The following is a 6,953-nucleotide window of genomic DNA, read 5'->3' as shown; positions in this document are numbered from 1 at the left end:
ATATATTGACTATACGTAGAAAACGTGTTCCGACACCCCTGACCCCTACTGCATAAGGCAAAGTTACCAACAATGAACACAAACCGTTCATTATTGGTAGCTTTACCTTATGCTCCGGGGCCACCCGGGGCTCGTCACACTCTGCTCTACGGCATTACCAAATCATAATGATTTCCCACGATTGCTGTTCCTCTATCATGGACCACGCCCTCACCCAGTGGGGTTTGGATGTGGGTTCCGAATGGGACGTTTGATGGGGCTGCTACGATGATGTAGCCGTCCGCGTCATATCCGCTGTGATTGGTTGTTCCATCTGCAAATCCTGCGCCGGTATAGTAGGTCCACTTGTTACCATTCAGATAAACCACACCTTGTGATTGCATTGCAGCCGGTGTTGTGGTTGCGCTGCTGGTTGGGTTGCTGTCTGTGTTACTGCTTGATGAGCTTGATGTCACAACAGCTGCATGAGCTGAGCCCTTCTTAACGGTCATTGAAGTCTTGAAATGGTTCTTGTTGACTTTCTTTGCGGTTGTTTTCTTGGCAGCAGCTTTTTTAGCTGGTGCCTTTTTGTTGGCTTTGCTGATTTCAAGTGTTTGGCCGACGGTGATCAAGTTTTTGTTGGAAATTTTGTTTTCCTTGATGATGCCATCAAGGCTAGCGTGATTTCGTTGTGCGATAGCTGAAAGGGTGTCGCCTGACTTGACCGTGTATGAATTTGCACTGGCTGATACACCTGTTAAACCTAAGAAACCTGCAACTATGGATAATGTGAATAGACTCTTATTGATTGTAAAAACCACCTTTGGATGTCGATTTCTGGAATTATGTTCACAGTTTGATAAGAAAACCTGGCTTTCAAAATAATTGCGAATGATTGCATGAATGTGTTCCGGAACACAGTTTGAAAGATGATTGATTTGTAATGTGAACGATTGATAATCAATCACGCAAGTATAATATCAGATATGAAATAACCGTCAACACCGTTTACAAATAAGACAAAAGTGTGACAATGGCGTTCCCTGGTAATTCAGGGCCGAGTCGGGGTTGTTACAAACACGTTAAAGTTAAATGTCACTGTTTCCCATTTAATGAATGTAAAACTTGTGTAAATGGTGACAAAGAGCCTGTATATACCAAGTAATTGCCTTTTGGTGGTGATTGTGGTGCAAAACAAAAGTGGCCAATAGCGGAATTAATCCGTTATTGGCCACCCTGAAAACATGACTAAATTATGATTTATTCATCCTTGTCATAGTCATTGACTTTGTGATCCATCACATTGGTTTTCATTTTATAGTCAGAACCTGATTTTTGAATAATGGCATTGTATTCAAAAGTTTGAATATGATAGTGATCGTCGTGGTCAAAGGAGTATTTAACGTCGTAAGTTACCTTCGTTTGACCGGTGTCATAAGGGACAACTTTCTTAAGAGTTGGGTCCATTGTGTAATCGCTGATGCTGTCGTCATTTTGATAACCATCAACCATTTTGATCATTTGTTGATAAATATCTGATGTACTGCCGCCAACAAAATAATCATCATAGTCATCATCATTGGCTGAGTCGCTATCCGTTACGGTTCCATCACTTAGATCGCCCCAAACGGAATTGATTAGATCCTTGGCATCATCCGTTGAAGCAAATCCGGGATATTGTGGTGTGATAGTCGTGTTGTTCATAGACATGTCAATCTTCGTGTTCTTTGAACTGACGACCTTCCCAGATTGAGTTTTCATGGATAGGGCAACGGTCATATTTTGGCTGAATGGATAATCCTTGATGTCATAGAACCCGCTTTTATCGATCTTACCGATTTCTTTTCCACTCAGGTAAACCTTGGATCCTGTTTGACCCTTAATGGTGTATGAAATGGTTTGAAGAATCGATTGGATGTCCAAATCATATCCGGACGGATCAATCCAGGCATAATCACCGTTATTCACCAACTTATGACCATGAATTGTAGCAGAAGTTTTGATCCGGTATTCTCCAGGAATGTATGGGCCAAATTTCTTCGGATCAGTCGTATTCATTGGATTGGCAACAACTTTACCGTTAATTGATAATTTGGCATTCTTCTTGTTGGTTCGAATTCTTGGATAAATTGGTTTAACTTTTAACTTGTAATTGTCAAAAATTAAAAATTTATGTCCTGAATTAACAAACTCCAAATGATCGTTCACATATCCTGTAGAGGTTAAGGAACCTTTTAGACTGGCAAGTTTGTCCTTGTTACGGCCATAATAGGTTACCAATGGTTCAACGTTGGACGAGGTGGGCTTAAAGCTTGGGTCGTTTGACGTAATCAAAGAGGCAAGGGTCTTGTCTTGGCCCTGCTTGATTGCGGTCACCAAACGGTTGGCAGTTGCCTTTTTGCTATAATAATTATTCAAAAACAGATAGCCGCCGACAAGAATCACTAAGACGATGACACTTGTGATGACCTTCCATTTCTTGATTGGCTTTCGTGGGGCACGTTGTGTTGGCCGTGCCGGATGGGCCTGGCTGCCTACAACACGATTCTTTTTTGGAGTTGGTTGGCTATGTTGAGCGGTTGTCTTTGAACTTGGTTCTTTTGGCTGGTCCTTCGGTGTTTTCTGCAGATTGTCCAAATATTGTTTAACATTAAAACCACACTCTGGACAAAATGCTACATTTCGGTTAATTTCTGTTCCACAGTTCGGACAGAAAAACTTATTATTTTCCATTGTTTTTCCTCCGATGTTACTGGATGTTTAATCCGTTGTACCAACTGCTTAAACTACCATAAATGTTTTGGAGGTAGACTGACGTTGCCCATGAAACGATGATTGCCGGAACAATTTCAGCGATCAAGATAGAATAGAAGTTGTTGAATCGTCCTTGGATGTCTTTTAAAGTCATTACGACGGCATAATTGAGGATTGCCTGACTCAATGCAAAGATCATAATGATGGTTCCCATCAAGGTATATGAAGTAATGCTGACAAATAAAGATAAAATTAAGCATAATAATAGCAGAACAGAACTGATATTGACGTAAACGCCGAACATGTCGGTAAAGTCGAGAAAAGTAATGTTATCATTTAAGAGTGTTCGACGAACTGTGAACGCCACTAATAAATAAGCTAACGCCGAAATAATTAAAATCCCGGAAAATTGCATAATTGCGGTTTTGATTGGGGCAAGAATGTTGACCGTGAATTCATTTTGTGACTGTGAAACCACTAGATCAATAATCCGTTTGGCAGCAAGGCCGAAGATGACCAACATGAGAACTACATAAACCCCAATTGACATTAAGCCGCCGTATCTGGGTGCTTCAATTTCATTGCTGGGATTGATGATAGAGCTTTTGAAGTAGCTGAGAAATTGGTTAAACGCATTATCAGCAGAGTAGTTGGTGCTGTATCCAGTTTCTTGAGCCGTTTGAGTGTTCGCTGATTGTTCCTGGAAATTAGTCGATGAACCTCGACTGTTATCAGTTGGCTCGGGTTCTGGATTGGCAGTTGCTTTTGAAGCGGTTGCCTGCTCACTGTTCTTCGCAGTTTCGGCAACGTTGGCTAAATTGAATCCACAAAACACACAAAATTTTGCGTCTTGAAGATTCTCGTTATGACAGTTTGGACATATTTTCAAAATAGATCTCCCTTTCTTATGCCATTATTAGTAAAAAGCATATGCAAACATTATAATATAAATGGTTATCAAATAGTTAACAAAATTTTAGTAAATCGAAAAAATCTGAAAGTAAGCGGTGACAATTTATGGTCAAGCAGGGCAGATATGCCAAATCGAGCAAAATGAAACAAATTAAAGCAATCCGAAAGCGAATGCACACTCCTGCAGGGCGAATTATTCACCCAGACGAATTTGAGCAGTTTGTGTTGGTCCGCTATGGGTTGACATTAAAAAAACGGTTGAAGGGAACTGCCAAGGAAACCGTTCAGCGGTTTTTACAAGAAATGCTTTTGATCACCTCTGTTAAAGAAGCATGGTCGTTGGAAGCTATTTTGACCAAAACCCTGAAAAACATTAACACTGAAGTCCCGTTTCAGTTCTATCGGGTCATGATGGCCAACTGGCCTGAAGTTCAGCACTTTTTGCAGCGGGAAATTCCAGCTGTACCACTGCAAGATCGAATTATTGTGACAAATCCGGTGGGGGATGGGCAGCTGCAGACGATTATTGTTAATCAGTTGGCCGCCAACACCCTGATTGAGACATTAGGTGGAAATCCTGATATGATGAAAGCAATTAAAGAGTCGCAGATTCAGCAGCTGACAGCTGGCCTAATCAGCAATGACAAAATCGATTGGAATAAAGTCAGCAAAATATTTGAGCCGATTGGTTTTGATCCAGGTAGAGCTGGTGATGCCGGTACCCAACAGTGGCTCGAACAACTCATGAATGAATAGCGAGGTAAACAACATGGATTTACAGCAAGCATTAGAATGTGTCAATCTGGTACCGATGTTTCAATCGCTCCCTGAAGAACAAAAAACTGAAGTTGCCAAATTAGTCGTTCAGCACGAATATCCAAAGGGAACGATTATTTATCTGGCCGGTGATTCGGTTGGTCATTTTATGATTTTGGAGGGTGGCCAGGTTAAGCTTTCTCAAGTGGCTGCCAATGGCAAGGAACAGCTTCTTAAAGTGATGCAGCCAGGTGATTTTGATGGCGAAGCAACCTTATTTAACGGCAACCAGCGCAACGTTACTGCCACGGCGTTGGTAGATTCAAATGTCTGCCAAATCGATCAGGCTGCTTTCCAGAAACTATTACAGCAGACTCCCCAGTTGGCAGTCAGCTTGCTATCAACCATGAGTCAGCAAATCAACAATCTGCAGGAAGAAAAGACGTTGTCAACCACGTCTGATATGGCCGGCAAGCTCGCCAGGTATCTGCTTGAAACGGGTGCAGCTTTGAATGAAAATCCATTCAAACTTCCATTAAAGAAGAAAGACATTGCCACATATTTGGGAACGACTCCCGAAACGATCAGCCGGACTTTCAAACAGCTTTCAGAACAGGGATTCATTGAAGCCCGCGGATCAAAAGTTAAGATTTTAGATGAAGATGGCCTGGGCATGTTGGTCTAGGCGTTTTTATTTTGTTAAAATATTTATTGCACAAATTTAGAAAACAATTGATTTATACGTACGAATATTTTACAATAAAGAGGTAAACGAAAACAAAACGTAGCTACGTTGGAGGAAAATACGATGGACGAAAGTCGAGTACGAAACGAAATTGTAAGCGGAAACATTTCGTTGGGAATTGAACTGGGATCAACCAGAATTAAGGCTGTCCTGGTTTCTGACGATTTCCAAACAATTGCTTCAGGCGATTATCTTTGGGAAAACGAACTGGATAATGGTATCTGGACATACCCATTGGAAAAGGTATGGGACGGTATTCAGACCAGTTATGCCACTCTTGCATTACAAGTGCACGATAAGTTTGGTGTTGATATCAAGAAAATTGGTTCGATTGGTGTCAGTGCAATGATGCATGGTTACATGGCATTCGACAAAAACAATGAAATCTTAGTTCCATTCAGAACTTGGAGAAACAACATTACTGGCGATGCTGCCGAAGCATTGACCAAGCTGTTCAACTTCAACATTCCAGAACGTTGGAGTGTTGCCCATTTGTACCAAGCCATTTTAAATGACGAAAAGCACGTTAAGGATATCGACTTCATCACAACCCTTGCCGGATACGTTACTTGGAAATTATCAGGTGAAAAAGTGATTGGTGTTGGGGATGCTTCCGGAATGTTCCCAATTGATGAAGCAAGTGTTAACTACAATAAGGCGATGGCTGACAAATTCAGCTCACTTCCTGAAGTTAAGAAATACGATTGGAACCTGCTCGACATTTTGCCAACTGTTTTACCTGCTGGTAAAAAAGCTGGTGAATTGACCGATGATGGTGCCAAATTGCTTGACCAAAGCGGCACACTTCAAGGCGGTTCATTGATTGCACCTCCTGAAGGGGATGCCGGTACCGGGATGGTTGCCACAAACAGTGTTAAGAAGCGGACTGGTAACATTTCAGCCGGAACTTCAGCATTCTCAATGGTTGTCCTTGACTCACCAATGAAGGCTGTTCACCGTGATATCGATATGGTTACCACACCAGATGGTGCACCGGTTGCCATGGTTCATACCAACAACAGTTCTTCAGACATCAATGCCTGGGTTGGCTTGTTTGGTGAATTTGCCAAAGCACTTGGCCTTCAATTGAAGCCTGATGATTTGTACGGAACTTTGTTCGCCGAATCAGTAAAGGGTGATCAGGATGCCGGAGGATTAGTCAACTACGCCTACCTTTCAGGTGAAAACATCACCAGAATGCCTGAAGGTCGTCCATTGTTCGTTCGGAAACCTGATAGTAAGCTTAACTTGGCCAACTTCATTAAGACTCAAATCTACTCAGCATTTGCCCCACTCAAGATTGGGATGGACATTTTGCTTCGAGAAGAACATATCAAGACCAATGTCCTGGTTGCCCAAGGTGGAATCTTTAAGACACCTGTTGTTGCTCAACAAGTATTGGCCGATGCCCTCAACACACCAATTTCCGTTATGGAAAATGCCGGTGAGGGTGGTCCTTGGGGAATGGCTGTTTTGGCGCTCTTCTGTGTTAACCGTAAGAACGGTGAAGCATTGGAAGACTACCTGGCAACTCGGGTCTTTAAGGATGCTACAACTGCTACTTTGTATCCTGAAGAAGCAAGTGTTCAAGGTTACGATAAGTTCATCGACAACTACAAGGCAGCCTTGCCTGTAGAAGCCGAAGCTGTTAAATCAATGAAAATGAAAAACTAGAGGTGCGAGAGAATGTTAGAAGATCTTAAAAAAGAAGTATATGACGCAAATATGCGCTTACCTCAACTTGGTTTAGTAACATTTACCTGGGGTAATGTTTCTGCAATCGACCGTGACAAGGGCTTGTTTGTTA

Annotated in this window: 6 protein-coding genes and 1 pseudogene; 4 read left to right on the top strand and 3 right to left on the bottom strand. The window is 41.9% G+C overall.

The annotated features are described in order from the left end of the window. Window positions 1-146: 146 nt before the first annotated feature. The 3 genes from FD17_RS12645 to FD17_RS12635 all read right to left on the bottom strand — a co-directional run bounded on the left by FD17_RS12645 (window position 147) and on the right by FD17_RS12635 (window position 3,622). Window positions 147-800: a LysM peptidoglycan-binding domain-containing protein gene (locus FD17_RS12645; protein WP_057826540.1), complete on the bottom strand. Its 654-nt coding sequence runs from the start codon at window positions 798-800 to the stop codon at window positions 147-149. A 439-nt stretch (window positions 801-1,239) separates the two neighbouring features. After that, on the bottom strand, window positions 1,240-2,712 hold the full coding sequence (locus tag FD17_RS12640; RefSeq protein WP_057826539.1) for a zinc ribbon domain-containing protein: 1,473 nt from the start codon (window positions 2,710-2,712) through the stop codon (window positions 1,240-1,242). 16 nt (window positions 2,713-2,728) lie between these two features. Further along, on the bottom strand, window positions 2,729-3,622 hold the full coding sequence (locus FD17_RS12635; RefSeq protein ID WP_057826538.1) for a zinc ribbon domain-containing protein: 894 nt from the start codon (window positions 3,620-3,622) through the stop codon (window positions 2,729-2,731). A 164-nt stretch (window positions 3,623-3,786) separates the two neighbouring features. Here FD17_RS12635 and FD17_RS12630 point away from each other — a divergent pair, with 164 nt between their 5' ends. The 4 genes and pseudogenes from FD17_RS12630 to araD form a co-directional block, all read left to right on the top strand. Next, on the top strand, window positions 3,787-4,401 hold the full coding sequence (locus FD17_RS12630) for a hypothetical protein (protein WP_235803232.1): 615 nt from the start codon (window positions 3,787-3,789) through the stop codon (window positions 4,399-4,401). Between the two features lie 13 nt (window positions 4,402-4,414). Then, window positions 4,415-5,086, top strand: a complete 672-nt coding sequence (locus FD17_RS12625; protein ID WP_057826536.1) for a Crp/Fnr family transcriptional regulator — start codon at window positions 4,415-4,417, stop codon at window positions 5,084-5,086. 123 nt (window positions 5,087-5,209) lie between these two features. Then, a complete protein-coding gene (locus FD17_RS12620; RefSeq protein ID WP_057826535.1) occupies window positions 5,210-6,820 on the top strand; it encodes a xylulokinase in 1,611 nt (536 codons plus the stop codon). Window positions 6,821-6,832: 12 nt separating this feature from the next. Beyond that, window positions 6,833-6,953 (top strand): annotated as a pseudogene (gene araD / locus FD17_RS13145) (L-ribulose-5-phosphate 4-epimerase); the annotation flags it as partial.

The organism is Lentilactobacillus sunkii DSM 19904 (assembly GCF_001435575.1).
GTDB classification, from domain to species: Bacteria; Bacillota; Bacilli; order Lactobacillales; family Lactobacillaceae; genus Lentilactobacillus; species Lentilactobacillus sunkii.
This window is presented reverse-complemented; position numbering and strand designations above follow the sequence as displayed.

What these genes read in the sequence shown, in the direction of transcription:
- FD17_RS12620 (WP_057826535.1), top strand. Translation starts at nt 5,210, where the DNA reads ATGGACGAAAGTCGAGTACGAAACGAAATTGTAAGCGGAAACATTTCG.
- FD17_RS12640 (WP_057826539.1), bottom strand. Translation starts at nt 2,712, where the DNA reads ATGGAAAATAATAAGTTTTTCTGTCCGAACTGTGGAACAGAAATTAAC.
- FD17_RS12625 (WP_057826536.1), top strand. Translation starts at nt 4,415, where the DNA reads ATGGATTTACAGCAAGCATTAGAATGTGTCAATCTGGTACCGATGTTT.
- FD17_RS12630 (WP_235803232.1), top strand. Translation starts at nt 3,787, where the DNA reads ATGAAACAAATTAAAGCAATCCGAAAGCGAATGCACACTCCTGCAGGG.